28 protein-coding genes are annotated in these 25,373 nt (G+C 58.8%); 12 read left to right on the forward strand and 16 right to left on the reverse strand.

Annotated features, from left to right (window positions below):
• The first annotated feature begins 44 nt into the window (after positions 1-44).
• Positions 45-2,462 carry a heavy metal translocating P-type ATPase gene (locus CLU90_RS28650; protein ID WP_100429686.1) on the forward strand — a complete coding sequence of 806 codons (2,418 nt, stop codon included), beginning with the start codon at positions 45-47 and terminating at the stop codon, positions 2,460-2,462.
• 35 nt (positions 2,463-2,497) lie between these two features.
• On the opposite strand, the gene CLU90_RS29590 is transcribed toward CLU90_RS28650, so the two are convergent.
• Together CLU90_RS29590 and CLU90_RS28660 are read right to left on the reverse strand one after the other, a co-directional pair.
• Entirely contained in the window at positions 2,498-2,686 is a 189-nt protein-coding gene (locus CLU90_RS29590; protein ID WP_157808926.1) for a hypothetical protein, read from the reverse strand.
• A 211-nt stretch (positions 2,687-2,897) separates the two neighbouring features.
• Positions 2,898-3,848, reverse strand: coding sequence for a site-specific integrase (locus CLU90_RS28660; protein WP_100429687.1), 951 nt, complete (start codon positions 3,846-3,848; stop codon positions 2,898-2,900).
• A gap of 251 nt (positions 3,849-4,099) precedes the next feature.
• Here CLU90_RS28660 and CLU90_RS28665 point away from each other — a divergent pair, with 251 nt between their 5' ends.
• The 3 genes from CLU90_RS28665 to CLU90_RS29595 all read left to right on the forward strand — a co-directional run bounded on the left by CLU90_RS28665 (position 4,100) and on the right by CLU90_RS29595 (position 6,468).
• Positions 4,100-5,143 carry a DNA-binding protein gene (locus tag CLU90_RS28665; RefSeq protein WP_100429688.1) on the forward strand — a complete coding sequence of 348 codons (1,044 nt, stop codon included), beginning with the start codon at positions 4,100-4,102 and terminating at the stop codon, positions 5,141-5,143.
• Between the two features lie 141 nt (positions 5,144-5,284).
• Positions 5,285-6,175: a hypothetical protein gene (locus CLU90_RS28670; RefSeq protein ID WP_100429689.1), complete on the forward strand. Its 891-nt coding sequence runs from the start codon at positions 5,285-5,287 to the stop codon at positions 6,173-6,175.
• A 50-nt stretch (positions 6,176-6,225) separates the two neighbouring features.
• Positions 6,226-6,468: a hypothetical protein gene (locus CLU90_RS29595; protein WP_157808927.1), complete on the forward strand. Its 243-nt coding sequence runs from the start codon at positions 6,226-6,228 to the stop codon at positions 6,466-6,468.
• Positions 6,469-6,755: 287 nt separating this feature from the next.
• Here CLU90_RS29595 and CLU90_RS30045 read toward each other — a convergent pair whose 3' ends face one another.
• Genes CLU90_RS30045 through CLU90_RS28685 form a run of 3 tightly spaced genes read right to left on the reverse strand, consistent with a single transcriptional unit; the run spans position 6,756 to position 7,604 of the window.
• A complete protein-coding gene (locus tag CLU90_RS30045; protein ID WP_100429690.1) occupies positions 6,756-6,968 on the reverse strand; it encodes a GDCCVxC domain-containing (seleno)protein in 213 nt (70 codons plus the stop codon).
• Between the two features lie 4 nt (positions 6,969-6,972).
• On the reverse strand, positions 6,973-7,248 hold the full coding sequence (merP, locus tag CLU90_RS28680; protein ID WP_100429691.1) for a mercury resistance system periplasmic binding protein MerP: 276 nt from the start codon (positions 7,246-7,248) through the stop codon (positions 6,973-6,975).
• Between the two features lie 11 nt (positions 7,249-7,259).
• Positions 7,260-7,604, reverse strand: a complete 345-nt coding sequence (locus CLU90_RS28685; RefSeq protein WP_100429692.1) for a mercuric transporter MerT family protein — start codon at positions 7,602-7,604, stop codon at positions 7,260-7,262.
• Between the two features lie 65 nt (positions 7,605-7,669).
• Between CLU90_RS28685 and merR the strand changes: the two genes are divergently transcribed.
• Positions 7,670-8,068 carry an Hg(II)-responsive transcriptional regulator gene (gene merR / locus CLU90_RS28690; RefSeq protein ID WP_100429693.1) on the forward strand — a complete coding sequence of 133 codons (399 nt, stop codon included), beginning with the start codon at positions 7,670-7,672 and terminating at the stop codon, positions 8,066-8,068.
• An 839-nt stretch (positions 8,069-8,907) separates the two neighbouring features.
• Here the strand turns inward: merR and CLU90_RS28695 are convergent.
• From CLU90_RS28695 to CLU90_RS29600, 3 genes are all read right to left on the reverse strand, one after another.
• Positions 8,908-9,441 carry an MgtC/SapB family protein gene (locus CLU90_RS28695; RefSeq protein ID WP_232731426.1) on the reverse strand — a complete coding sequence of 178 codons (534 nt, stop codon included), beginning with the start codon at positions 9,439-9,441 and terminating at the stop codon, positions 8,908-8,910.
• 231 nt (positions 9,442-9,672) lie between these two features.
• The gene (locus CLU90_RS28700) at positions 9,673-10,779 is read right to left on the reverse strand and encodes an IS5 family transposase (protein WP_070221477.1); all 1,107 of its coding nucleotides are present in this window, start codon (positions 10,777-10,779) and stop codon (positions 9,673-9,675) included.
• A gap of 354 nt (positions 10,780-11,133) precedes the next feature.
• Positions 11,134-11,514 (reverse strand): hypothetical protein, encoded by a 381-nt coding sequence (locus CLU90_RS29600; protein WP_157808928.1) that lies wholly within the window; start codon positions 11,512-11,514, stop codon positions 11,134-11,136.
• A 320-nt stretch (positions 11,515-11,834) separates the two neighbouring features.
• Here CLU90_RS29600 and CLU90_RS28710 point away from each other — a divergent pair, with 320 nt between their 5' ends.
• From CLU90_RS28710 to CLU90_RS28725, 4 genes are read left to right on the forward strand one after another with little or no spacing between them, the layout of a single operon-like run.
• Complete coding sequence (locus CLU90_RS28710) at positions 11,835-13,514, forward strand: Mu transposase C-terminal domain-containing protein (protein WP_049289204.1); 1,680 nt, start codon at positions 11,835-11,837, stop codon at positions 13,512-13,514.
• A 2-nt stretch (positions 13,515-13,516) separates the two neighbouring features.
• The gene (locus CLU90_RS28715) at positions 13,517-14,425 is read left to right on the forward strand and encodes a TniB family NTP-binding protein (RefSeq protein ID WP_003830789.1); all 909 of its coding nucleotides are present in this window, start codon (positions 13,517-13,519) and stop codon (positions 14,423-14,425) included.
• Positions 14,422-15,639: a TniQ family protein gene (locus CLU90_RS28720; RefSeq protein WP_100429694.1), complete on the forward strand. Its 1,218-nt coding sequence runs from the start codon at positions 14,422-14,424 to the stop codon at positions 15,637-15,639. Before CLU90_RS28715 ends, CLU90_RS28720 begins: the two co-directional genes overlap by 4 nt.
• A 60-nt stretch (positions 15,640-15,699) precedes the next feature.
• Positions 15,700-16,314 (forward strand): recombinase family protein, encoded by a 615-nt coding sequence (locus CLU90_RS28725; protein ID WP_062739166.1) that lies wholly within the window; start codon positions 15,700-15,702, stop codon positions 16,312-16,314.
• A gap of 66 nt (positions 16,315-16,380) precedes the next feature.
• On the opposite strand, the gene CLU90_RS28730 is transcribed toward CLU90_RS28725, so the two are convergent.
• The 8 genes from CLU90_RS28730 to CLU90_RS28765 all read right to left on the reverse strand — a co-directional run bounded on the left by CLU90_RS28730 (position 16,381) and on the right by CLU90_RS28765 (position 21,945).
• On the reverse strand, positions 16,381-16,812 hold the full coding sequence (locus CLU90_RS28730) for an EamA family transporter (RefSeq protein WP_005797960.1): 432 nt from the start codon (positions 16,810-16,812) through the stop codon (positions 16,381-16,383).
• 28 nt (positions 16,813-16,840) lie between these two features.
• A complete protein-coding gene (locus tag CLU90_RS28735; protein WP_062739164.1) occupies positions 16,841-18,193 on the reverse strand; it encodes an ATP-binding protein in 1,353 nt (450 codons plus the stop codon).
• Positions 18,169-18,834 (reverse strand): response regulator transcription factor, encoded by a 666-nt coding sequence (locus CLU90_RS28740; protein WP_005797956.1) that lies wholly within the window; start codon positions 18,832-18,834, stop codon positions 18,169-18,171. Before CLU90_RS28740 ends, CLU90_RS28735 begins: the two co-directional genes overlap by 25 nt.
• Positions 18,835-18,856: 22 nt before the next feature.
• A complete protein-coding gene (locus tag CLU90_RS28745; RefSeq protein WP_005797954.1) occupies positions 18,857-19,615 on the reverse strand; it encodes a COG4705 family protein in 759 nt (252 codons plus the stop codon).
• Between the two features lie 9 nt (positions 19,616-19,624).
• Positions 19,625-20,074, reverse strand: a complete 450-nt coding sequence (locus CLU90_RS28750; protein WP_005797953.1) for a hypothetical protein — start codon at positions 20,072-20,074, stop codon at positions 19,625-19,627.
• 29 nt (positions 20,075-20,103) lie between these two features.
• Positions 20,104-20,886: a COG4705 family protein gene (locus CLU90_RS28755; protein ID WP_005797951.1), complete on the reverse strand. Its 783-nt coding sequence runs from the start codon at positions 20,884-20,886 to the stop codon at positions 20,104-20,106.
• 70 nt (positions 20,887-20,956) lie between these two features.
• Complete coding sequence (locus tag CLU90_RS28760) at positions 20,957-21,553, reverse strand: undecaprenyl-diphosphatase (RefSeq protein ID WP_040329257.1); 597 nt, start codon at positions 21,551-21,553, stop codon at positions 20,957-20,959.
• Between the two features lie 56 nt (positions 21,554-21,609).
• Complete coding sequence (locus CLU90_RS28765; RefSeq protein WP_005797945.1) at positions 21,610-21,945, reverse strand: PepSY domain-containing protein; 336 nt, start codon at positions 21,943-21,945, stop codon at positions 21,610-21,612.
• 247 nt (positions 21,946-22,192) lie between these two features.
• Between CLU90_RS28765 and CLU90_RS28770 the strand changes: the two genes are divergently transcribed.
• Genes CLU90_RS28770 through CLU90_RS28780 form a run of 3 tightly spaced genes read left to right on the forward strand, consistent with a single transcriptional unit; the run spans position 22,193 to position 25,368 of the window.
• Entirely contained in the window at positions 22,193-22,768 is a 576-nt protein-coding gene (locus CLU90_RS28770) for a recombinase family protein (protein WP_076573120.1), read from the forward strand.
• Positions 22,749-24,407: a DDE-type integrase/transposase/recombinase gene (locus CLU90_RS28775; RefSeq protein WP_076573121.1), complete on the forward strand. Its 1,659-nt coding sequence runs from the start codon at positions 22,749-22,751 to the stop codon at positions 24,405-24,407. Before CLU90_RS28770 ends, CLU90_RS28775 begins: the two co-directional genes overlap by 20 nt.
• Positions 24,397-25,368, forward strand: a complete 972-nt coding sequence (locus tag CLU90_RS28780) for an ExeA family protein (RefSeq protein WP_076573122.1) — start codon at positions 24,397-24,399, stop codon at positions 25,366-25,368. Before CLU90_RS28775 ends, CLU90_RS28780 begins: the two co-directional genes overlap by 11 nt.
• Positions 25,369-25,373 lie beyond the last annotated feature (5 nt).

Here is a 25,373-nt window from a genome sequence, read left to right on the forward strand (position 1 = left end):
CCCTGCCAAGAAACGCATGGGGAACATGAACAAAGGAGTTCTGTATGGACAAAAGCAAATCAACAAGTTGCGGATGCGCAACGACATCATCGACGTCAATAATGACCTCCTCGCCTGAAGACCAGAGTCGCGCGACATATCACATCGAAAATATGGATTGCCCGACCGAGGAAGGGCTGATCCGGGGCAAGCTCGGCAAAATCACCGGGGTCAACGGCCTAGATTTCAATCTGGTACAGCGCAAGCTGACGGTGACCCATTCTCTGCCATCTCTTGAGGCAGTAGAAGTGGCGCTCGCTGGCATCGGCATGAAGGCGCGCCGCGAGAATATCAGCGGCGAGCGCACGAGCATACTTCGAATCTCCAAAATGGACTGTCCGACCGAAGAAGGACTGATTCGAGGAAAACTGAGCGGCATGACCGGCATCATGGATCTGCAGTTCAACTTGATGCAACGCACGCTGACGCTACGCCATGCGCCTGAGGCCCTTTCTGCTGCCTTGACCGCCCTGAAATCGCTTGGACTCGAAGCGGAAGTCGAAGGTGGCCATGAAGCGGAAGCGACCGAAGCCGCCCTGCCTGAAAAAACCAACTGGTGGATGATCGCCTGCTCAGGCATTGCTGCACTTCTCGCAGAGCTTGTTTATTACCTTAATGACGGCATTCACTGGGCGGTGATTGTGCTTGCCCTTGCCTCGATTTCGACCGGTGGACTATCTACCTATAAGAAGGGCTGGATTGCACTGAAGAACCGAAATCTGAACATGAACGCGCTAATGTCGATTGCAGTCACCGGTGCTATGCTAATTGGCCACTGGCCCGAAGCGGCGATGGTCATGTTCCTGTTTGCGTTGGCCGAAGTGATCGAAGCAAAATCGCTCGACCGTGCGCGAAATGCTATACGCGGCTTGATGGATCTGACGCCCGAGACTGCTACCGTGCGGCAGCAGGATGGAAATTGGATGGACATCCCGGCCAAACACGTAGCGCTCGACATGGTGGTGCGCGTCAAGCCAGGCGAGCGCATAGCGCTCGACGGCGTGATCGTCAACGGTCAATCCGCAATCAATCAGGCACCGATTACCGGAGAAAGCCTGCCTGTGGAAAAAGGCGTCAACGATACTGTGTTCGCAGGCACCATCAACGAATCCGGGTCCTTTGAATACAGGGTCACAGCCCGGGCGAGCGATTCCACGCTGGCCCGCATTATTCACGCCGTCGAATCGGCGCAAGGTAGTCGGGCACCGACGCAGCGCTTCGTCGACCAGTTTGCGCTGATCTATACGCCAGCGGTTTTCGTGGTCGCGCTGCTGATGGCGGTTGTGCCGCCATTGGCAACGGGTGCAGCGTGGATGGACTGGATCTACAAAGCCCTGGTACTGTTAGTGATCGCTTGCCCATGTGCACTTGTCATCTCGACCCCAGTGACGATTGTTAGTGGTTTGGCCGCAGCTGCGCGCAAGGGCATTCTGATCAAAGGCGGCGTCTATCTAGAGGGCGGCCGTAAGCTGACGGTACTCGCCTTGGATAAGACTGGGACCATTACGCACGGCAAGCCAGCGCAAACCGACTTCCAGGTATTGAGCGGCGATGAATCAATGGTGCGTTCGTTAGCTGCTAGCCTTGCCGCGCGCTCGGACCATCCGGTGTCACAAGCGATAGCGCGCGCGGCACAGGATGGCGGCATTGCGCAACGTGATGTCACAGATTTTTCAGCCATTCCCGGCCGGGGAGTACGGGGACAAATTGATGGCCAGGTGCTACATCTTGGCAACCACCGTTTGATTGCCGAGCTTGGTCTCAGCACGCCAGATCTGGAGACCACGTTGGAGGCACTTGAGCGCCAAGGAAAAACGGCGGTCATGCTTGCGGCCTCCGAGAAGGTATTGAGTTTGTTCGCGGTGGCAGATACGGTAAAGGAGACGAGCCGACAAGCGATCGCCGACTTGCACGCGCTTGGTGTGCGCACCATCATGTTGACAGGGGATAACCCTCATACGGCCGAGGCGATTGCAAAGCAAGTTGGTATCGACGAGGCGCGCGGCAACCAGCTGCCTGAAGACAAGCTAAAGGCCATCGAATCTGTTGTGGGCGGCGATGGCCAAGTCGGGATGGTGGGCGATGGCATCAACGACGCACCGGCACTGGCGCGCGCTGACATCGGTTTTGCAATGGGCGCGGCAGGTACGGATACCGCAATCGAGACTGCCGATGTCGCGCTGATGGATGATGACCTTCGCAAGATTCCAGCCTTTGTACGGCTGTCACGGACCACAGCAAGCATCCTGACCCAGAATATTGTGCTGGCCTTAGGTATCAAGGCGGTATTTCTAGTGCTGACGTTTTCTGGCCATGCGACGATGTGGATGGCGGTGTTCGCTGATATGGGTGCAAGTCTGCTGGTAGTGTTTAATGGTCTGCGCCTACTACGCCACAACCAGCTCAAGCACTCAACGACATAGTCATGCCTTAAGCTTGGGCGAAATCGCCAGCTTGCTCAAGCTTGAGGGTTACCGATGCGGTCAATCAGCACATTTAAGTTAGCGGCAAAGGCGAAAAAAGGCGCTGCCCCCCAAATGCGGAAGAGCCCGTCAACAGCGCATTCTATGGGAAATTGCCGGGCATCGGCGTCGCCGATTTGTTGATGTTCGCTCATCAGCGAACGGTTTTTTTTGAAATCATTCACGCACGTGCTAGACCGCTGCGTAAATTTGGACGATGACCCGGTGCGGATAGCCGAACTGACTGAGTAGTTTCGGCCGTGGACGGCAGGTTTTACGCATCAGATCGAGGCTCAGGCTGATGGCTTTTACCAAACCCATCACTTCATCTATCCAATGGGCCCTGCTTAAGGTGCTCAGTGGATACGTCCCTTCGGCACAGCCGCATATGTCCGATCACGTGATCTCAGGAGGATGCAGGTTCTGCTCAATGCGGTGCTGGTTAAAGGGATCTTCCCTGTCAATGTAGCGCATGGCGGACTGGGCATTTTTCCATCCGACGTGTTCCATCAGCGTTCTCAGATCCCACCCATTGGCGGTTGCCCAACTGGCAAAGCCGCGCCGCAGCGAGTGGGCGCTGTACAACTCAGGCGCATCCACGCCGGCTTCATGCAGGATAGTGCGTAGGAGCGGTACCAAGCTATCGATATTCAGTCCGTTAGCGCGGATGTTGCCCCAGCGATCGATAGCGCGGAACACGGGCCCAGCCCTCAATGTCGCTGTGGCGATCCATTCCTCATAAGCGCTGACTGGGCACAGGCGCGACAGCAACGGCACCTTGAAGTTACCTCCCTTGAGCTGGCGATCACCTTTGGTGCGCGGCAAGAAGCAAGTCATCCCTTCGCCAGGCGTGACGTGAACATGCTCGATCTGCAGGCGAGTCAGCTCGTCGCCGCGAAACCCTCGCCAGAAACCGAGCAAGAACAACGCTTTGTTGCGGCGGTACCTCAGCTCGTTAGCCAGTTCTCCCTGGGATTGCGCGGCATCGACTCTGGCCGTCAACCAATGGTCAACCACTATGAGTTGATTGATTTGGAATGGCTTTGCGCGCTTTTCCTGGGCTGGGTGCAGCGTCTGGATGCCGCGCAAGACCTGGCGTACTACCGGTGCCTTGGTCGGGTCTGGAAAGCCTTGGTCGAGATGCCACTGGGCTAATGCGGCCAGTCGCTGACGCAGGGTGTTGACGACGTGCTTACCAGCGCGGTCGGCTAGGTAATGTGCCACGCTATCGGCCGTCGCCGGCAAAAAACCACCCCATTCCACTTCAAAGTCACGGATTGCGCCTTGATAGCTTTTTCGCGTGTTCTCGCGTGTAGCAGCCTGCAGAAAGAGGTCGATATCAGACATGGCATGACAAGGAGAAAAAAGCGGGCGGGAAACGCCGGCGGTAGATCGTTGCGAGCGGCGTCACCAATTATGTCTGCCGCCATCGGCAAATGTACAGCAAACGCGGCCAAAATGGCACAAAAGCAGGTATGACACAGGATAACCTTATATTATCCGGCCTCAATTTCAAGCCGAATATCACCTTGATTTTCGCCAAAAATGGTATGTAATTACATGGTACGTAAGACGTTATCTTATTTCATGGAGTGGCCATGGCTCGTGCTGGACTGTATCATTCGGATGTCAAAAAAGCACGCGATGCCTTGCTTGCGCAGGGGCGTCACCCTTCGGTTGACGCTGTTCGTGTGGCGTTGGGTAACACCGGGTCCAAGACCACTATCCACAAGTACCTCAAGGAACTGGAGGCTGAGGACGGCGGCGCCGGCGGTAAGCGCTCATCGATCAGCGACGCCTTACAGGATCTGGTCGAGCGGTTGGCCGCTCGGCTGCAGGAAGAGGCAGAGGAAGACGTAACGGCGCTCCGCGCTGAAGCCGACGCGAAGGCGGCCGCGCACGTGGTTTCCTTACAAGCGGCCCAGATGGAGAACTCGCAGCTGCGGTCTCGCGTATCGGAGCTTGAAATAGCCCTGGAAAAGCAAGGTGCGGCACTGGTGGCCAGCCAGGCCGATCATCAAAGCGAATCAATCATGCGCCTGGTCGCCGAGCAGCAGGTGGCGGATCTCGTGCAGCGCCTAGCCGAGAACCAGGCACATCACCAATCGCTGGAAGAAAAGCATCTGCATGCGCGCCAAGCGCTGGAGCACTACCGCCAGTCCGTAAAGGAGCAACGCGAAGCCGACATACGGCGCCACGAGCAGCAGGTCCAGCAGGTGCAGGCCGAGCTACGCTTGGCACAGCAAACGATCGCTGTGAAACAAGACGAAACGACCCGCCTGAACCAGGAGGGAGCGAAACTGGTTGCCGAGCTGGCGCACGCTAAGCAGGACCGATATGAGCAACTGACGCGGGGCCGCAAGCTGGAGGAGAAGATCGACACGCTGCAATCCTCGCACACCCACGCTGCCGATACGGAGCGCCAACTCGCCGGAAAAATCGCCGAGGCAGAGCTGCTGGCTGAACAGCTGAGGGACGCCAACGATCAGATGGCGCCCGTCCGGGCCCAAGTTCGCGAACTAGAGCTTTTACTTGCGCAGGCAAACGCGAAGCTGCAGGCGCAGGAGCAAATTGGCGAGCAGATGCGGGCCTACCTCGACAAGATCGCGGCCGTTCCAACAACAGAACGGGCAAATCATTGAGCTTCTCCGGTCGCTACGGCTGAACTCGACGATGCGGGCCTCTGATTGCTTGCTTTAGGCTTCGGCACATTCATGTTCTAATTGTGAAAGGGAGAAGTTCGTGAGCGGAATATGTCAAATTTATTGAGAAGGTAGGTCGATATGGGACAATCAAAAATCAAGCAGCGTGAAGGCTTTCCACCAAAGCTTATCGACGAGTGGGAAGCGGACGATTGCGTCAATTTCGCGGTCGCATTGGCTAGGCTAACTGGCTGGCTGCTTCACGTCGACTGGATCGTCAAATCGCTACCGCCATACGATGATGTATCGGACGACAAACTCTCACCCTTGCGTGTCTACGTCCAAGACAATCGTGAGGGGATTTTTGATGTGCGCGGAGTGAAGACACTTGTCGAATTCCAAGAAAGCACAATTGCCAAACGCGCTATAAAAGTCCTGACGGCATTGAGGATTAATGGCGGAGTGCTCACGCGGTTCTACTCTGAGAACAAGCTATCCACGCTGCCATTGAGAAGCTTGCCGGATGAAAGTAAGATCGCGCAGGCTTTGGAGGCAATCAAGGCAAATCCCACCTATCTCGAAGCAATCCCCCAAAAGCCGCAGTCGCGTATTCCTGTACACGATGCCGCTAGATACACTTTTGGACGGTGCGTCGCTTATGCCGAGGCTATGCATGAGCTGACAGGTCTACAGCCCGTCGCAATCTTGGGGAAGAAGTTTTCCCCACTGTACAGTGCAACGGAGCGCTCTAGCGATGGCTATGTCCACAGTATTGTCGTGCATCCTGACGGAATGGGGGAGGACGCATGGGGTATCGCGCCCATTCAGGATATAGCTGGGCGCTTTGGGGCGGTCGAGTTTGAGATTAGTAGCGATACCCACGGAGAGGTCGTTCAAAATTATCATCGAACTTCCAGCGATATATATGAAGCCGAACTGAAGGTTGCTCGTCAATTGATAGCTCAATATCGACTGGAATCGAGTGCCGCATTACGAGCGAGGCCCCGTCATCCTGGCCGACCCTCTTCTTGAAGTCGCTTGAATGGTCGGCCCCACAAAAGTAAAGTTTGAGAGGTCTATACATGGAAAATCAATTTATCGAAACACCTGAGAATTATGCTGATGCGCTCAAAGAAATAGATGTACTTATGTCAGCAGAACCTGGAGCTTCAAAAGGACGGCGCCTAGAGATTTTGGTGGACCTCGTTCAGAAATATGAGGCGAAACATTTCCCGATGAACCTTCGTACAGAGGCAGATGAGGGCCTGCCGATTGACGAGGAGATCCCTGGCCGGCCTAGCGCCACATCAAACCGGGCACATTAACCGGTATGGTGATTACACACTCGATCAGGAACTACAACTGCCACCGATGAACTACATAACGAGAATTTTCCAATAAATCAAACAGTTACAGCATGATTTGGGTATTTTTACACGAATCACGGCCGCCCCTCCAAAGGCAGATCACTGAGCATCCGTCTATTGCCAATATCAGAATGACAATTATATAATCGTTTTTTGAGAAAATGACCGTTTTGTAATCGTTTTTGAGTCAAATTAATTGTTTTTGCGTGCTTATGTCGATCAGTAGCAGTCCATTCAGCGGCTGGCTAGCCACAGCACCCACGCTGCAGTTGGATTGGCGGACATTTCACTGTGCCGTATGAACAGAAGACGCAACAGTCGCCGGCCTTCGGCCTCAACACGATGGCGCAGCCCGTACATTCATAATAGAACTGGCACGCATCGGTAGGCATGACTTCCTGCTTGCTTAGTCGGCAGTGCGGGCAGGTCAGGGTCGATGTGAGAATTGCCTCGGCCATGGCGTTACTTCCCGACCGTCGACGGGAAGCCCGCATCGGCGGTTGCCTTGGTCAGCAGCGCGATACTGGCCTTGTCCGCATCCAGATGCACCGTTGCGGTCTTGTGCTCGAAATCGATCTTCACATCGCTCACACCTGGAACCTGCTCCAGCGCTTTTTTGACGGTGATCGGGCATGCCGGACAAGTCATATTCTGGACATTGAGGGTGACGGTTTTCGGCGAACTGGCGAAAACCGATCCAGCCAGTAGCAGCGAGAAAATGAAGGTGGGGATGCGCATAGAATATGCTTTCAATAGAACAGCGGGGCATACAAGGGAAATGCCAGCAGCAGTATCACTGGCAACGTAACGAGCCAGTACAGGATGCGTTGGTTCCTGATGACTCGATCTGTAGCGCACGCGTCACCCGGCGCGCAGGCGCGTCGACGCACATAGAGATTGTAGAAGGCCAGGCCGAGAAGCAGCAGCGTCAGGCCGGTGAAATAAGGACTGTACAGTTCAAATGCGATAAGGCGCGACGCCCAACCACCGCCGACGCCAAGCATCAGCAGGACGAGCGGGCCAGCGCAGCATGCAGATGCGCCAAGCGCCGCCAATACCCCAGCGGCCAGAGTGCCTTTCGTTCCGATCGTCATGGCGACTCCAATTGGTTTTACACGAGAATAGGATAAACTCCGTACATAGATACGGAGTCAAGTGCATGATCGAGAAAATGACCATCGGCCGTTTGGCCGGCGCCGCCGGCGTGAACGTGGAAACAATCCGGTTTTACCAGCGTAGCGGGCTAATCGACGAACCGGCGCGGCCGCACGGAGGCTACCGGACCTATGGAGAAGAAGACATCCGTCGGATTCGGTTCATCAAGCGCGCGCAGCGACTTGGCTTCACGCTCGATGAAATTACGAGCTTGCTCAAACTGGAAGGTTCGCTGGCCTGCATCGGCACGCGCGATCTGGCTGCCAGGAAGCTTGCCATGGTGGAGTCAAAATTGGCCGACCTGCAGGCGATGAAAATCGCTCTCACAGGCATGGTTGCGCGGTGCGACAACGAGGAACGGGACGATTACTGCCCAATCATTCAGGCGCTGATCGACGACTGAAATGCAAACCCTTGTAGCCCAGACACGAAAAGCCGTTGAGGCCGAGCTGTACTACCATAATGCCATCTTATGATAAGGACCTTCGAAACAAAAGTTGGGTGCGGATCACTTGGCGTTTTCTTAAAAGGACTTTTGTGAGAGCGAGAATCTATCTTGTCGATGATGCATTAGTTGCGGACTGCGAAAGCGGCCTTCGTTTATCGCACTCTGATGCCACTGAACTGGCTGATCTTCTTTGGACAAACGATGTGACATCGGAAGAAGTATCCATGATTGACTGGCATGAGGACGTAGAGCGCGCTCCTCTGTCCGGGCACAAGATAGCCATCTATCAGCGTCTACGCCTGCATGAGCAATCATTGGAGTGACAGCCGGCTTGGCGCACAGGCAGGAGTTGATTAAGTAGCACAGCGGGAGTGCTCAAAATGCTGTTGGCGCACATGTAGATTGAATAGAACACAGGACCCACGACCCACGACATAAAAGTCTATCCATTTATAAAAAAACATCAATAGGAGACTATTGTATCCACGGGGGATAGAGAATTATGTCGCTTTACCATTTCTTTCCATGTAATCAATAGCTTAGTTAGCTTTTCGCGAAAAAAACCGCAATCCCGGCCGACCCTCAGTCCGGGCAAAAACCGCGCTCTTCGAGCGCCTGGTAGACGCCAGCTTGGTAAGCACCCATAGCGCCCCCTCCCTGCAGGACAAGGGCGACCCGCTTCTTTCGGACGGGCGCAGGAGAATTCACGCTGGTGTTCATTTGAATGGAGTCATCTCTCGCATGTAAGTTGGCCGGGGATGGCATGTTGCTGTTGCACGAGACATAGTCTGAAGCTAATCGTGCTCTGCCTCAGCCTTATTTCGAACGTTGAAATTGCGCTTGGTGAACGTTGCCCAGCCCGGCACGTGGTGCAAAACCAGCATGGCATAGATAAGCCCTGTCGTGAGAGCGGCGAGCACGTACATACCAAAACCGCATGCCATGCCAATGGCTGCGGTGGCCCACAAAGTTGCAGCGGTTGTCAAGCCAGCAATTCTGCCTCGCACCTGAAGGATCACCCCAGCGCCAAGAAAACCGATACCTGTGACGACTTGAGCCGCAATTCTCGCAGGATCGGCCGGAGACACATGCCAGGAAATCAAGCTAAAAACGCAAGAGCCGATCGAAATCGCCATGCACGTCCTCACGCCGGCGTCACTGCCTTGCCGTTCTCGATCCCACCCGATCAAGGCGCCGAACAGTGCGGCGAGTATAACGCGCCATGAAAAGAGTAACTCTGTTTTCCAATCCATACCCGCCCATTCAGTTTTGAAAAGTGTTCGACTCACCCGGCTACTCGGTTTCCACCCGGACGTAGGATCGAACATGGATCGCCTGGAAGAGGAGTGCAACTCTTGGCAAGGCCACTGTCGCTCAGCATTATAGGTGTTGATCAGGGTTGCACCAATCGAATTAGCAGGCTGCTGAAATACCAGCCGACGGAAAACGGTCGTATGGCGAAATCATGAGGATTTCGAAATTCGTTTCGTAAAGTGAAAAGTCTTACGCGAACATGACCGTTTTCTCCTGTTTTCGTCGGATTTCGAACCCGTTTTCCCTTACTGCGCGCCCTGCGGACGGATTTGTCCTAGGGAACGCATGCGCACCAAGTTATAAGCCGCCATGTTGAGCACGAACATCTGGTCAACTTTGCGCAGGCCGCGCACCATCACCTGGCGGATACCGCCAATCATCTTGGCCCAGCCAAACCCCTGCTCGATGAGCTTGCGCTTCTGCTGAGAAATCGCGTAGCCCAGGCTCTGGGCAATCGTGTCAGGCACCGCCGAGCTGCGGCCCGACTTGTTCTGCGCCACATGTGGCATCACGTTCATGGCCGCACAGGCCTGGATGAATTCTGCCGCGTCGTACCCCTTATCGGCGCCCACCGTGATCACAATTGCGGGATCGCTCAGCGCTTGCCGCGCATCGTTCACCATCGCCTTCGCCGCTTCCCGTTCAGCATAGCCGTCGGCCTGGGTCACACGCGCATTGGCGATCAGTCCGTGGCGGTTGTCGCTCAGGGTATGGCCCATGTAACGCAGCTCGCTGCCTGTGTTGCCCTTGCGGTACAGGCGCGCTTCGGGATCGGTCTTCGATTGGTGTGTTTCGTTGCTGCGCTTCTTGCCCCTGAAGTCACCGCCGTCGCCATTGCCGTCGCCGCCATCACCGTCTTTGCGCACGAAGCTCTTGTGGCCTGCCCAAGCTTGGATCAAGGTGCCGTCCACGCTGAAATGCTCGCCCGATAGCCAGTTGTTCTGGCCGGCGATGGCCAGCACTTCATTGAAGAATTCGATGACGGCGTCGTGCCGAATGAGGCGCTCGCGGTTCTTGCTGAAAACGCTGGCCACCCAGACGTTGTCGTCCATGGCCAGGCCGATGAACCAGCGGAACAGCAGGTTGTACTGAACCTGTTCCATCAACTGCCGCTCGGAGCGAACGCTGTAGAGCACTTGCAGCAGCATGGCGCGCAGCAGCTTTTCCGGCGCGATGCTGGGGCGGCCGCCTTTGCTTTCCGATTCGTACATGCCGGCGAACAGACCTGCCATCTTTTCCAGCGCCGCGTTGGCCATCTTGCGGACCTCCCGCAGCGGGTGATCTTGGGGAATGAAGTCTTCCAGCTTGCGCATCATGAACAAGCTTTCGGTGAAGGTGTCGGCGCCGCGCATCGATTCTCAGGTAGGGGAACGGGAGTGACAGGATAACATTCAGATCGCCGCTCTGGACGGGCGGCCGCTCTGGTATTTCAGCAGCCTGTTAGGCGGAGCGTGAGTGGCTCGGATTGAAGAAGCCGAGGAACTTTGGTCTTCGGCTAGCCAGTATCGTGACAACTACGTTGACAAACACCGTGGTCGGAACCTAAGTCATTCTTGGCTGTGCCATGAGAGAAAACCGCCCACCATATTTCAAAAAAAATCGCGCTGTCAAGGCGCGATTTTAGATTTTAGTCTAACTACTGCTGCGTCAGCCCTGAGTATGGACGTCATCGGATTACGGCCGGATTGAAAGAATTCCTGATCGGGTCAGTGATGGCCCCGTGGCGACATACTCACTCGGCGGTGGCGCCCTTCGTCGTAAGCGTAACGGTTGTCGCTGAATTCATGGCCGCGACGTTGGCCCCGGTGCAAGTCTTGGTAGCGGTTTGCGGCACGAGCGTTGTCGCGACGATGCTGCTGATCATAGTCATTGCGATAGCCGTAGCTATTGTCGCGCAGCCCCATAATTTGAACGTTGCCATAGCGGCCATTGTTTTGTTGATAGCGCTCCTGCACATTCCGGTCACTGTTTTGCTGGTAGCGCTCAGACATATCCCGGTCTCCCTGGTAGCCATGTTGGGCAAATGCGCTGCCGGTGGTGGCAATGCTCAATACAAAAAAAGCTGATGCAATCAAAGTAGTTTTCATTGTAATTCTCCTCTGGCGAAACTGCGGGGCTGCAGCGACAAAGCCATTACATCGCAAGTTTGGCCTACGAGGTGAAGCAGTTCGGTAAGCAATGCAACTAAACGTATCAGGTCTCCCCCGCGCGAAGACTTCCAACAAACGAGGGTTTATTGGACTCCCGCGCGCGGCCGGCATGTGTGTCATTTTCAGAAGACGACTGCACCAATTGACGGGGCGTAACGCCAGGTGTGCAGTCGGCTCCTGACCACGCAATATCAGAAGTCATCTGCACCAATCTCGACTATGCTCAATACTCGTGTGCACCAAAGCGAGGTGTGAGCATGGCGTCAGACACATTACCAATTGCCGAGCAGGGCGTGGCCACCCTGCCCGATGCGGCATGGGCACAGGCCCGGCACCGGACCGAAATCATCGGGCCGCTGGCAGCGCTTGAAGTGGTTGGGCATGAAGCCGCCGATGCCGCTGCTCAAGCGCTGGGCCTATCCAGGCGGCAGGTGTATGTCCTGATCCGGCGTGCCCGGCAAGGTGCTGGGTTTGTGACGGACCTGGTTCCCGGCCAGTCCGGCGGCGGAAAAGGCAAGGGACGCTTGCCGGAATCAGTTGAGCGCATCATCCGCGAGTTGCTGCAAAAGCGCTTCCTGACCAAGCAGAAGCGTAGCCTGGCGGCGTTCCACCGCGAGGTCGCGCAGGCTTGCAAAGCGCAAAAGCTACGGGTGCCGGCGCGCAACACTTTGGCCCTGCGGATCGCCGGCCTCGACCCGCTCAAGGCCACTCGCCGCCGGGAAGGTCAGGATGCGTCCCGCAGCCTGCAAGGTGTCGGTGGTGAGCCTCCCGCCGTGACCGCGCCACTGGAACAAGTGCAGATTGATCACACGGTCATCGACCTGATCGTGGTGGACGAGCGCGACCGGCAACCGATTGGCCGTCCGTATCTGACCATCGCCATCGACGTGTTTACCCGCTGCGTGCTCGGCATGGTCGTCACGCTGGAAGCGCCGTCATCTGTTTCGGTCGGCCTGTGCCTTGTGCATGTCGCCTGCGACAAGCGTCCCTGGCTGGAGGGTCTGAATATAGAAATGGATTGGCCGATGAGCGGCAAGCCCAGGCTGCTCTACTTGGACAACGCGGCCGAGTTCAAGAGCGAGGCGCTGCGCCGTGGCTGCGAGCAGCACGGCATCCGGTTGGACTATCGTCCGCCAGGGCAGCCGCACTACGGCGGCATCGTGGAACGGATCATCGGTACGGCGATGCAGATGATCCACGATGAATTGCCAGGGACGACCTTCTCCAACCCTGACCAGCGCGGGGACTACGATTCCGAAAACAAGGCCGCCCTGACATTGCGTGAGCTGGAGCGCTGGCTCACGTTGGCGGTGGGCACCTATCACGGCTCTGTGCACAACGGCCTGCTTCAGCCGCCGGCGGCGCGCTGGTCAGAAGCCGTGGCGCGTGTCGGTGTACCGGCTGTCGTCACCCGCGCCTTGGCTTTTTTGGTCGATTTCCTGCCCATCATTCGCCGTACTCTGACTCGCACCGGCTTTGTCATCGACCACATTCACTACTACGCCGATGCGCTCAAACCGTGGATCGCACGACGCGACCGCTTGCCCGCTTTCCTGATCCGGCGCGACCCGCGTGACATCAGCCGTATCTGGGTGCTGGAACCGCAGGGGCAGCATTACCTGGAAATCCCCTACCGTACCTTGTCGCACCCGGCTGTCACCCTCTGGGAACAACGGCAGGCGCTGACGAAATTGCGGCAGCAGGGACGCGAACAGGTGGATGAGTCGGCGCTGTTCCGCATGATCGGGCAGATGCGCGAGATCGTGACCACCGCACAGAAGGCCACGCGCAAGGCGCGGCGCGACGCGGATCGACGCCAGCACCTCAAGGCATCGCCTCCGCCGGACAAGCCGATTCCGCCGAAAACGGACGTTGCTGATCCGCAGGCAGACAACCTGCCTCCGGCCAAACCGTTCGACCAGATCGAGGAGTGGTAGCCGTGGACGAATATCCCATCATCGACTTGTCACACCTGCTGCCAGCGGCACAGGGGCTGGCTCGGCTGCCGGCGGACGAGCGCATCCAGCGCCTTCGCGCCGACCGCTGGATCGGCTACCCGCGCGCGGTCGAGGCGCTGAACCGGCTGGAAACCCTGTATGCGTGGCCAAACAAGCAACGCATGCCCAACCTGCTGCTGGTTGGCCCGACCAACAACGGCAAGTCGATGATCATCGAGAAATTCCGGCGCACGCATCCGGCCAGCTCCGACGCGGACCAGGAACACATGCCGGTGCTGGTCGTGCAGATGCCGTCCGAACCGTCGGTGATCCGCTTCTACGTCGCGCTACTTGCCGCGATGGGGGCACCATTGCGCCCGCGCCCACGGCTGCCGGAAATGGAGCAACTGGCGCTGGCACTGCTGCGCAAGGTCGGCGTGCGCATGCTGGTGATCGACGAGCTGCACAACGTCTTGGCCGGCAACAGCGTCAACCGGCGGGAATTTCTCAACCTGCTGCGCTTCCTCGGCAATGAGCTGCGCATCCCATTGGTCGGGGTCGGCACGCGCGACGCCTACCTGGCCATCCGCTCGGATGACCAATTGGAAAACCGCTTCGAGCCCATGATGCTGCCGGTGTGGGAGGCCAACGACGATTGCTGCTCACTGCTGGCCAGCTTCGCCGCTTCGCTTCCATTGCGGCGACCCTCGTCGATTGCCACGCTGGACATGGCCCGCTACCTGCTCACACGCAGCGAGGGCACCATCGGCGAACTGGCGCACTTGCTGATGGCGGCGGCCCTCGTCGCCGTGGAGAGCGGCGAGGAAGCGATCAACCACCGCACGCTCAGCATGGCCGATTACACCGGCCCAAGCGAGCGGCGTCGGCAATTCGAGCGGGAACTGATGTGAAGCCAGCGCCACGCTGGCCGCTGCATCCGGCTCCCAAGGAAGGCGAAGCCTTGTCTTCATGGCTCAACCGCGTGGCCCTTTGCTATCACATGGAGGTGTCCGACCTGCTGGAGCACGATCTTGGTCACGGCCAGGTTGATGACCTGGATACCGCGCCACCACTGTCGCTGCTGATGATGCTCTTCCAGCGGAGCGGCATCGAGCTGGACCGGCTGCGTTGCATGAGTTTCGCCGGCTGGGTGCCTTGGCTACTGGATAGCCTTGATGATCAGATTCCAGACGCATTGGAAACCTATGCGTTCCAGCTCTCGGTGCTGCTGCCGAAACTCCGCCGTAGGACGCGATCCATCACGAACTGGCGTGCCTGGCTGCCCAGCCAGCCGATACATCGCGCCTGTCCGCTCTGTCTGAACGACCCGGCAAACCAAGCCGTACTGCTTGCATGGAAGCTGCCCCTGATGCTGAGCTGCCCGCTGCATGGTTGCTGGCTGGAATCCTATTGGGGCGTGCCTGGGCGGTTTCTCGGCTGGGATAACGCCGACACTGCGCCGCGCACCGCCAGCGACGCGATTGCAGTGATGGACCGGCGTACCTGGCAGGCACTGACGACCGGCCATGTGGAGCTGCCGCGCCGACGCATCCACGCTGGATTGTGGTTTCGGCTAATACGCACGCTGCTCGATGAGCTGAACACCCCGCTTTCGACGTGCGGAACCTGCGCGGGGTATCTCCGCCAAGTATGGGAAGGCTGCGGGCATCCGCTGCGTGCTGGGCAAAGTCTGTGGCGACCGTATGAAACCCTGAACCCGGCAGTACGATTGCAGATGCTGGAGGCGGCGGCAACGGCAATCAGCTTGATTGAGGTGAGGGATATTAGCCCGCCAGGCGAGCATGCAAAGCTGTTCTGGTCCGAGCCCCAAACCGGGTTCACCAGTGGCCTGCCGGCGAAAGCGCTGAAGCCCGAACCCGTCGATCACTGGCAGCGTGCGGTCAAGGCCATTGATGAGGCCATCATTGAAGCGCGGCACGACCCCGAGACGGCACGCTCGCTGTTCGCGTTGGCTTCCTATGGTCGGCGCGACCCCGCTTCCCTGGAACAGTTGCGCGCTACCTTCGCGAAGGAAGGCATCCCCACGGAATTTTTGTCACATTACGAGCCTGACGAGCCCTTTGCATGTCTTAGACAGAATGACGGGTTAAGTGACAAATTTTGACGACCAGAACTTTCCGGTTCACACTGTCACATAATCGAACGTATATGTGACAGGTGCAAGATGCTGATTGGCTACATGCGGGTATCGAAAGCAGACGGCTCACAGGCCACCGACTTGCAGCGTGATGCACTGATCGCTGCCGGCGTCGATCCGGCCCATCTCTACGAGGATCAAGCGTCGGGCAAACGCGAGGATCGTCCCGGCCTGTTGAGCTGCCTGAAGGCGCTACGACCGGGGGATACGTTGATGGTGTGGAAACTTGACCGGCTCGGGCGCGATCTGCGGCATCTCATCAACACCGTGCATGACCTGACCGGGCGAGGCATCGGTCTGAAAGTGTTGACTGGGCACGGTGCAGCCATTGACACCACGACGGCCGCCGGCAAGTTGGTCTTCGGCATCTTCGCCGCGCTGGCCGAGTTCGAGCGCGAACTGATTACCGAGCGCACGATTGCAGGATTGGCTTCGGCGAGGGCGCGCGGTAGGAAGGGCGGCCGGCCCTTCAAGATGACTGCCGCCAAGTTGCGGCTGGCGATGGCCGCTATGGGGCAGCCCGAAACCAAGGTCGGCGATCTATGTCAGGAACTGGGCATCACAAGACAGACCTTGTATCGGCACATTTCGCCGAAGGGCGAGTTGCGCCTTGATGGCGAGAAACTGCTCAGTCAAGTTTGATGGCAGGACAGCGGTTACTGTAGACGAATCGTGACGACTGGTTGAGTCAGTATGTCCTACCTGTTATCACTTGAACGCCAATAACAGAACGCCTCCGGCGACCATCGAAATGCCGGACCACTCCCTCAGTGACGGGCGTTCGCCCAAAAAGGCGAAAGCAAATACCGCCACCAGGACAAGACTGAGTTTATCCACTGGCGCAACCTTGGATGCATCGCCAATCTTGAGTGCGCGGAAGTAGCAGACCCACGATGCCCCTGTCGCCAAGCCGGACAGCCCGAGAAAAAGCCATGTCTTGGGTGATAACTCCAAGGGGTTGGTCCATTTCCCCGTGTAGGCAACAAACGCCGACAGGACGACGATGATGATGGCCGTGCGGATCAAGGTGGCCAGATCGGAATCAACTCCCTGAATGCCAACCTTGGCAAAAATAGCCGTCAGTGCCGCAAGGATAGCGGACAGCAAAGCCCAATAAAACCACCCCGCCGAATTAACCATTTAGCCTGCCTCCGCGTTTCTCAAACCGCTACCGCATGGGAGCGATAACGGCAACATTTAAGCCAGTTTGCTTCTCTTGATCTGAGAAGTCGAGGCGGATTTCAGCACCGATGCGATTGGCAATCGTCTGGACAATGGATAGTCCCAGACCCGAGCCGATCTGCTCGCTCCCCAGCGTGCGGTAGAAGGGATCAAACACTCGATCCCGTTCAGCCAACGGAATGCCAGGCCCACTGTCCTGAATACGTAGTACGACCTTCCCTTCCGAAACACCCACAGAAAGATCAACACGCCCTCCCTCTGGCGTGTAGCGGATGGCGTTATCGACTAGGTTCTTGACCACAGCGATCATGTCCAGCTCGCTTGCCCACACTTCGGCGTCCAGCGCGCCTTCGACACCGATGTCGATGTGCTTGGCCTCGGCCAGCGGCATGAGGTCTTCCAGCACGCGGCGGTAGATGCTCTGGACAGATACAGGCGACTTCGGCAGGTCGGTGGCCGACTGTGCCTTGGCCAAGGTCAAGAGTTGATCGAGCAGGCTGCGGCCGCGCTCGATCCCTTGGCGCAAAACCGTCAGCCGTTCGCGCGCCACGCTGGACATTTCCGCTTCCGCGAGCCGTTCTGCTTGCAGCGACATGGCTGTCAGCGGCGAACGTAGCTCGTGCGCGGCATCCGCCACAAAGCGGCGCTGAGATTCCATCGACTGGCTGACACGAGCGAGCAGGCGATTGATCGCCACGGCAAACGGACGTACCTCGACCGGAAGGTGGCGGTCTTCGACGGGATGCAGTTCCTGCTCTGCCCGCTGGTCTATTTCCTTGGACAGCGCCGCGATGGGCTGGAACATCTTGCGCACCAGGTCAGCAACGATCAACAGCAGCACCGGCACGAGAATCAAGAAAGGCATCACCGTGCGCAGTGCCCCGTCGCGGGCAATTTCATTGCGGAAACCGGACTCCTGAGCCACAGCAATGCGTTCGCCGCTCGCCGTGGTCTTGACCAGCACGCGAAACGTCTCGCCACCAACTTCCAGCGTGTGCAATCCATCCGCCAAGGTCGCCGGGAGCGGGAGCACGCCTCCTGCATCCACGCCTACCGTAGAGGGACTGACCTCACCCAAGCGCTGGACGATCACGCGCGACTCTTCATCGACATCCTTGAGACGGATATCGGTGGTTGGCACGGCAGGCAACAAGCGCTGGCGATCCATGAGCTGCGCCACCTGGCGCAGTACATCGTCCTGTAGTTCGTGCGCTTCATCGAAGGCGGACAGGAACGAGAATACGCCCGCCACAACGGCCACCACGAGGATGGCCAGCGACAAGGTGAAGGACAGCTTGAGCTGAACTGATTCGTTCAAGCGCCTTTTGAGACCATCCATCCGACCCCCCTGACGTTCTTGATGACCTCGCCACCGAGCTTGCGCCGCAGTGCGTGGATCAGATATTCGACGGCATTGCTTTCGACTTCTTCCCCCCAGCCATAGATGCGATCCTCCAGTTCGCTGCGCGAAAGGATGGCACCAGGCCGAACCAGCAAGGCTTGCAGTAACGAGAACTCGCGGTTGGACAGTTGCACTTGGGGGCCATCATTGGCACAAGCCTCTTTGGTGGCCGGGTCGAGCGTCACCACGCCGTTGCTGAGCACGGGAGCTGCCGTGCCACCTTTGCGCCTCAGGACGGCGCGCATCCGGGCCAGCAGTTCCGCCATCTGAAAGGGCTTGGACACATAGTCGTCGGCCCCGCCATCCAGGCCGCGCAGGCGATCATCCAGACCATCGCGAGCCGTGATGATGAGCAGGGGAACCGGGTTGTCCTTGGCTCGGATGCTGGCCAGCACCTCCAGCCCATCCTTTCCGGGCAGACCGAGGTCGAGTAGCACCAGGTCGTAATGCTGGCAGCCCAGCGTGGTGAGCGCCGTCTGCCCGTCCTTCACCCAGTCGGCGGCGTAGGACGCATCCTTCAATGCGCCCTGGATCGCGTCACCGATCATGGGATCGTCTTCGACAAGCAATACCCGCATTCCCCCTCCGTTCAATCGTTGTTCAATGTGCCGTCCTGGCTGCTCTCTGCCTGAACAGCAGGATCGCAGTCAGCATGAAGGCCAACAGTGCGGCCGATGCCGAATAGCGGCTCAACGCCAGACCACCCGCGCTCAGTGGCTTGTCCAGAAAATCCCCGACCACGGCACCCAGCGGGCGAGTCAGGATGAACGCCGCCCAGAACAGCAGCGTGCGGGACACGCTCGTCCAGTAGTAGGCTGCCACGACCAGCGCGAGCAGCCCGCCGAACACGACGGCCGCACCCGTGTAGCCCAAGCCCGCCGTGTCGGCTGTCCAGTCGCCTAACGCGGTGCCCAGCGTTTGGGAGAACATGATCGTCAGCCAGTAGAAGGCTTCTGCCTTGGGCGAGCTGACCGTGCTCACCGACACGGAGCCGAGGGTGCGATGCCAGACGAAGAGCGAGCCGAGCAGCAAGGCCAGCAGCAAGCTCGAACCTCCAGCGTACCCGATTCCCAGCGATCGATCCGCAAAATCGGCCAATGTCGTGCCGACCGTGGTCGTGGCGATGATGGTTGTCCAGTACAGGAAGGGATGGAAGCCTTTGGCCTTGACCTGCGCGACGACGGCAGCCAGGAAGATCGCCGCGAAGATGGCTGTACCGACCAGGTAGCCCAGGTTCATGGACATCGAAACCGCATCACCGCCAGTTTCACCGAGCGTCGTGGCGGCAATCTTGATGAGCCAGAAGCCCAGCGTGACTTCGGGCACCTTGGCCAGCGCGTGTTCAGTGGATGTTTTCATGGGGCGCGCTCACTTTCCTTCGAGCGTGTTAAAGGTTTTCAGCAGGGCATCCATCGCAGCCTTGCAGTCAGCCTGGCTTGGCGTGTCTGCGCGAAGCGTCGCAAGCGACTTGTCGATGGCCTTGTCGAGCAGATGCCAGTCATCTGCCGCGCGCGGTTTGAGTCCGGCTTCGGCCGAATCCCATGCGACTTCCAAGTCCTTGATGCGTGACTTGGCAGCAGGCAGATCGCCCTTGTCAACGATGGCGGCGACATCGGTGGCGATGCTGCGGAAGGCCGACAGGTCGCCCAGCTTGGATGCAGTTTTGACTTGCAAGGCCGAGACAGTCTGGGCCGGTGTAGTTGATGCCGAGCTTGCGTTGTTCTGATCGGCAGATTTGGAACAACCAGCCGCGAGGACCACGAGCACGGCGGCCGAAATGGCGGCAACAGGGCGAGCGATTGAGTGCTTTATGAGCATGTTTTTCTCCTTGTGTAGAGCGAAGATGGTTATTCGACGAGCTGGGCCGAGCGGCGTCCATTCATGCCGATCTGCGCGACGGCCACCAGCATGACGATCACCGTGAGGAACAAGGCGCTTGTCCACATGGCACCCATGCCAAGGCCGCCATAGGTCTTGGCCTGAGTCAGCAAGTCGCCGAGTGCGGCCCCGAAGGGGCGGGTCAATATGTAGGCGATCCAGAAGGTCAGAACGGCGTTGCCGCCCATGCGCCAGGCGGTATAGGTGATGCCAATCAGCACACCGAACGCCACCGCGCCCCAGGTAAAGCCCAAGCCCAATGCCTCGGTCGCCAAATCGCCAGCAGCCGTGCCCAGCGCGAACGTGCAGAGGATGGCAGCCCAATAGAACAGCTCCCGGCTGCGCGTCACAATGTCGTGAATGGACAGGGTGCGCTCGATCCGATACCAGACGAAGAAGATCGCGGCGAGCGCAACGGCGAACGCCGAGGTGCTGATGTACAGGCTGACGCCAAGGCCATCGGTCAGCAGATCGGTGATCTGGGTGCCGACCACGCTGACCAGTACCACCGTCAGCCAGTAAATCCAAGGGGTATAGCGTCGGGTGCGCAACTGCATGAACAAGGCGGCCGCCAACAGGGCAGCCATGACGGTTCGAGTCACGCCTTGCCCCCACCCTGCGTTGACCGCCAGGAAATCGGCTCCCGTCTCGCCCACCGTGGTGGACATGATCTTGATGATCCAGAACGACAGCGCGACTTCCGGGACTTTATTGAGCCAGCCAGTGGTGCTGCTCGTGGGCAATTTGTTCATGGTGTTCTCCTGCCGGGGGTGAAATGGTTTGCCAGCAGTTTGAACATGCTGACTTAGCCCGCCCATAGGCTCACTCGCGCACCCATCCAAGCGCGATCAACCCGCTGAAAAGCCGCCGATGGATTCCGGTGGCAAGTTGATAACTTGGCAATAGATACCAGTGTGCTTCACGTAACGTCAGCCAGGCACAGATTGCAGCAACGGCGATGGCCCCGAGCATGTCGAATGGGAAGTGCACTCCAAGGTAGATGCGCGCCCAGGCAATGGGAACGCCCAGCAAAGCCAAAGTCACGCCTGCAATTCGTGGGCCTCGTTGCAGCGCGAGGCTGAAGGCAACCGCCCACCACAGCGTCAGGTGATCGCTTGGGAAAGACGAATCGGCAACATGAGGGATGAGGGTGTGACCCAGGCCGATCATGAAAGGTCGGGGATGCAACCAAGCCAGGCCGATGATCTGGTTGATGAGCAGGCCCAGCAATCCCGATGCGCTAGCAACGAGCATCGTCTTGCGGGTAGGCTCGCCGCCGCGAAGCCAGCCGATGCCGATCAGGAGTGGAACCGCCCAGATGAGCTGTTCGGCCAAGAAGGTGGCCAACGTCAGAGCCAAAGCACTGGGATGCTCCGGTGCGTTGAGCCAGAGAAAAAATGTATGGTTGAGTGATTCCATGAGGTCTCCGGGCCGGATCGCCTCCGAGGGAAACGATCCGGCCATACTGTCGGGAGTCAGTCCCGCTTGTCGTGGTCATCATCGTGATCCGCCTTGTCCTCGGCAGACGAGATGACCGTGCCCTTGTCGGCATCGACCCGGACATCGAAGACCTTGGCCCCGCTGACGACTTCCACGTCGTAGACCCAGCCTTGCTTCGAGTTCTCGTACTCGGCGCGTGACGCCTTGCCATTGGCGTGCTGCTCGGCGACGGTGACCGCCTGTGTGAGGGGAATCTTGGCCTTGCTGATTGCCAGTGCGTCGTTTTCCATACCGCCATTGGCGGCGTAGGCGACCGCGCCGGTTGCAGCGATGGCGACGGCCAGAAGGGAAAGTTTGGTATAGCGGTACATGATGCTTCTCCAGAAGAGTGCAGGGATTTGCACAGTGGAGAAGGTACGCAGGCAGACTTAGCTCGCACTGAGCCGGGAAGTTTTCGCTCTCGCCGATGTAGTGTTATCGACTCCTGACAATTGGTGCAGTCGTCTTCTGAAAATGACAATGTGGCGGCCTTTTCAAGCACACCGACAATCCACAATCCCTATCCAATATTCAAAGTCCAGCTATACTGAGTTTTCGTGATTAATTGGACAAGTCGCCATGCTGATCGGCTACGCCCGCGTCTCGACCGACGACCAAAATCTGGACTTGCAGCGCGATGCGTTGCAGGCGGCCGGCTGCGAGCGGGTTTTCGAGGACATGGTGAGCGGTGCCAGGGCGGAGCGCACCGGGCTGGCCACCCTCATGAGCATGCTGCGCGCCGGCGACACGGTGGTCATCTGGCGGCTGGACCGGCTGGGGCGGTCGCTCAAGAACCTCATCGAGCTGGTCGAACGGCTAGAGGCCGCCAAGGTCGGGCTGCGCAGCCTTCAAGAGAACATCGACACCACATCGAGCGGCGGCAAGCTGGTCTTCCACCTGTTCGGCGCACTGGCCGAGTTCGAGCGCAATCTGATCCGCGAGCGCACGCAGGCCGGGCTGCTCGCGGCGCGTGCACGCGGCCGCATGGGCGGACGGCCCAAGCGCCTCGATCCGGCCAAGCTCGCGCTGGCCCTGAAATTGCACCGGGAGCGAAACCATACTGTTGAGGAAATCTGCAAGATGATGGGGATTTCCAAATCCACGCTCTACAACTACCTCGACAAGGCTGACGGTGATGGCGGCCGGGTGGCGTAAGCAGATATCGGTCGAGTCGCTGCTGCAATTGCGGCAGCGACTCGACCGTCTGCCGCACAAAAGTTCGGAGCGCGCCGCCCAGGTGCGGGCCATGTCCGAGCTGTACGGCATCTCCACTTCAACGGTATATCGCGCCCTGACGGAATTTTTGAAACCTCGCGTGATCCACCGCACCGATCACGGCAAGCCTCGCGTGCTGCCGAAATCGGAACTGGAGCGCTACTGCGAGCTGGTCGCCGCCCTCAAGCTGCGCACCACCAACAAGCAGGGCCGCCACCTGTCCACGAAGCGCGCCATCGAGCTGCTGGAAGAGTATGGCGTCGAGACGGCGCAAGGCCTGGTGCGCGCGCCGCAAGGCGTGCTGACGCGCAGCACGGTCAACCAGTACCTCACGCTTTGGCACCTCGACCAGCCGCGTCTGCGCCGCCAGCCGCCAGCGGTACGCTTCCAGGCCGAACACAGCAACGACTGCTGGCAGTTCGATATGTCGCCATCCGACCTCAAGCGGATCGACCGGCCGGAATGGGTGGAGCCAGGTAAGGGCGAACCGACCATGATGCTGTACAGCGTCGTGGACGACCGCAGCGGCGTGCCTTATGTGGAGTACCGCTGCGTTTATGGGGAGGATGCCGAATCGGCGCTGCGCTTCCTGTTCAACGCGATGGCGGCGAAGGCCGACCCTGAATATCCGTTCCAAGGCCGGCCGCTGATGATCTACCTCGACAACGGCCCGGTCGCCAAGAGCCGGGTTTTCCAAAACGTGATGCAGGCGCTGGGCATCGAGTGGATGACGCACATCCCGGCCGGCAAGGACGGCGAGCGGGTTACGGCGCGCTCCAAGGGAAAAGTTGAACGACCGTTCCGCACGGTGAAGGAAGCCCACGAGACGCTGTACCACTTCCACAAACCGGAGACCGAGCAGCAGGCCAACGAATGGCTGATGCGCTACCTGATGCGCTACATTCGCCAGGATCACCGATCCGAGCCGCATTCGCGCATCGAGGACTGGCTTGCCAACTTCCCCAGCGGCGGCATCCGGGAAATGTGCGCATGGGAGCAGTACTGCCGCTTCGCCCGCGAGCCGGAACGGCGCCGGGTGGGAGTGGACGCGCGCGTGTCGGTCGAGGGCACCAGCTACGAAGTCGAGCCGGACATGGCCGGCGAATACGTGCTTCTGCTTTGGGGGCTGTTCGACAACGAACTGTACGTCGAGTACGAAGGCGTGCGCACCGGCCCATACTATCCGGTCGCCGGGCCGATCCCATTAAACCGCTACCGTGCATTCAAGCGTGGCGCGGCCGACGCGCGCGCCGACCGCATCCGCACTCTGGCCGACCAGCTCAAACTGCCCATCGAGGCGCTGGCCGGCAAGGAGCTGCACTTGGCCCCACTAAATCTACCAGGCGAATTGCCAATCCAGCCCTTCAACGCCGAGGCGCACGAATTCCATTTTGCGAACGTCATCGCCGCCAAGCTCGCGATTGCGGACGAGCTGGCCAGGCCGCTGGCCAAGCTGTCGCAAGAGGATCGCGCCGTCATCGACCAGGTGCTGAGCGAGACGCTGACACGCAGCGTCGTGCTCGCTCGCATACGAGATTATTTCCGAAACAAGAAGACTGGAGAGGACCATGCGAGTTGAAGTGATGCAGTACTACGGGCTGACACAGCCGCTCAGCCAGGCCGGCTACTACGAAACCGACCACCACAAGCAGCTGATCAAGGACATCAAGGGCGCGGTCCTTGAGGGGCGGCTGATCGCCCTGTGCGGCGTTGTCGGCAGCGGCAAGACGGTCACGCTGCGCCGCCTTCAGCAGATTTTGAAGGACGAGAACCGCGTGGCTGTCGCCAAGTCGCTATCCGTGGAAAAGCACAGCATCAAGCTGGCCACCTTGATCTCCACGCTCTACTACGACCTGACGCAGGACAAGCAGGTACAAATTCCCAAGCAGAGCGAGAAGCGCGAACGCGAATTGCAGGAAATCGTCAAAAAAGGGAAGCGGCCGGTGGCGCTGTTCGTCGACGAGGCGCACGACCTGAACGGACACACTCTCATCGGCCTCAAGCGCCTGATGGAAGTGGTCGAGGACGCGGGAGGCCGGCTGTCAGTGATCCTGGCCGGCCATCCTAAACTGCGCAACGACCTGCGCCGGCCGACCATGGAGGAAATCGGCTACCGCACCGACATCTTCACGCTCGATGGCGTCGCCGGCAGCCAGCGCGAGTACATCCTGTGGCTGCTTGGCGCGAGCGCGGCCCCGAACACCGATCCCGAGTCGATACTCGACGGCGAAGCAATTGATATCCTGTCCACCAAACTGCGCACGCCGCTACAAGTCCAACTGCACCTGACCCTGGCGCTGGAGGCGGGCTACCAGACCGGCGAGAAGCCCGTCACGGCCGCGCTGGTGGAAACCGTGCTGTCGCGCCAGCTGGACGATCTGGAGCCGACCCTGACCCGCCACGGGTACAGGCTGAAGGATATGGTCGAGCAGTTCGACGCCAAGCCGGCGGAAATCCGCGCGCTGTTCAACAACAAACTCGAACCGGCGCGCACCGCAGAGCTGCGCGACCGGATACTTGCCGCAGGCCTGCCGATCTGATATTG

This window comes from Janthinobacterium sp. 67 (assembly GCF_002797895.1).
Lineage (GTDB): Bacteria > Pseudomonadota > Gammaproteobacteria > Burkholderiales > Burkholderiaceae_D > Janthinobacterium.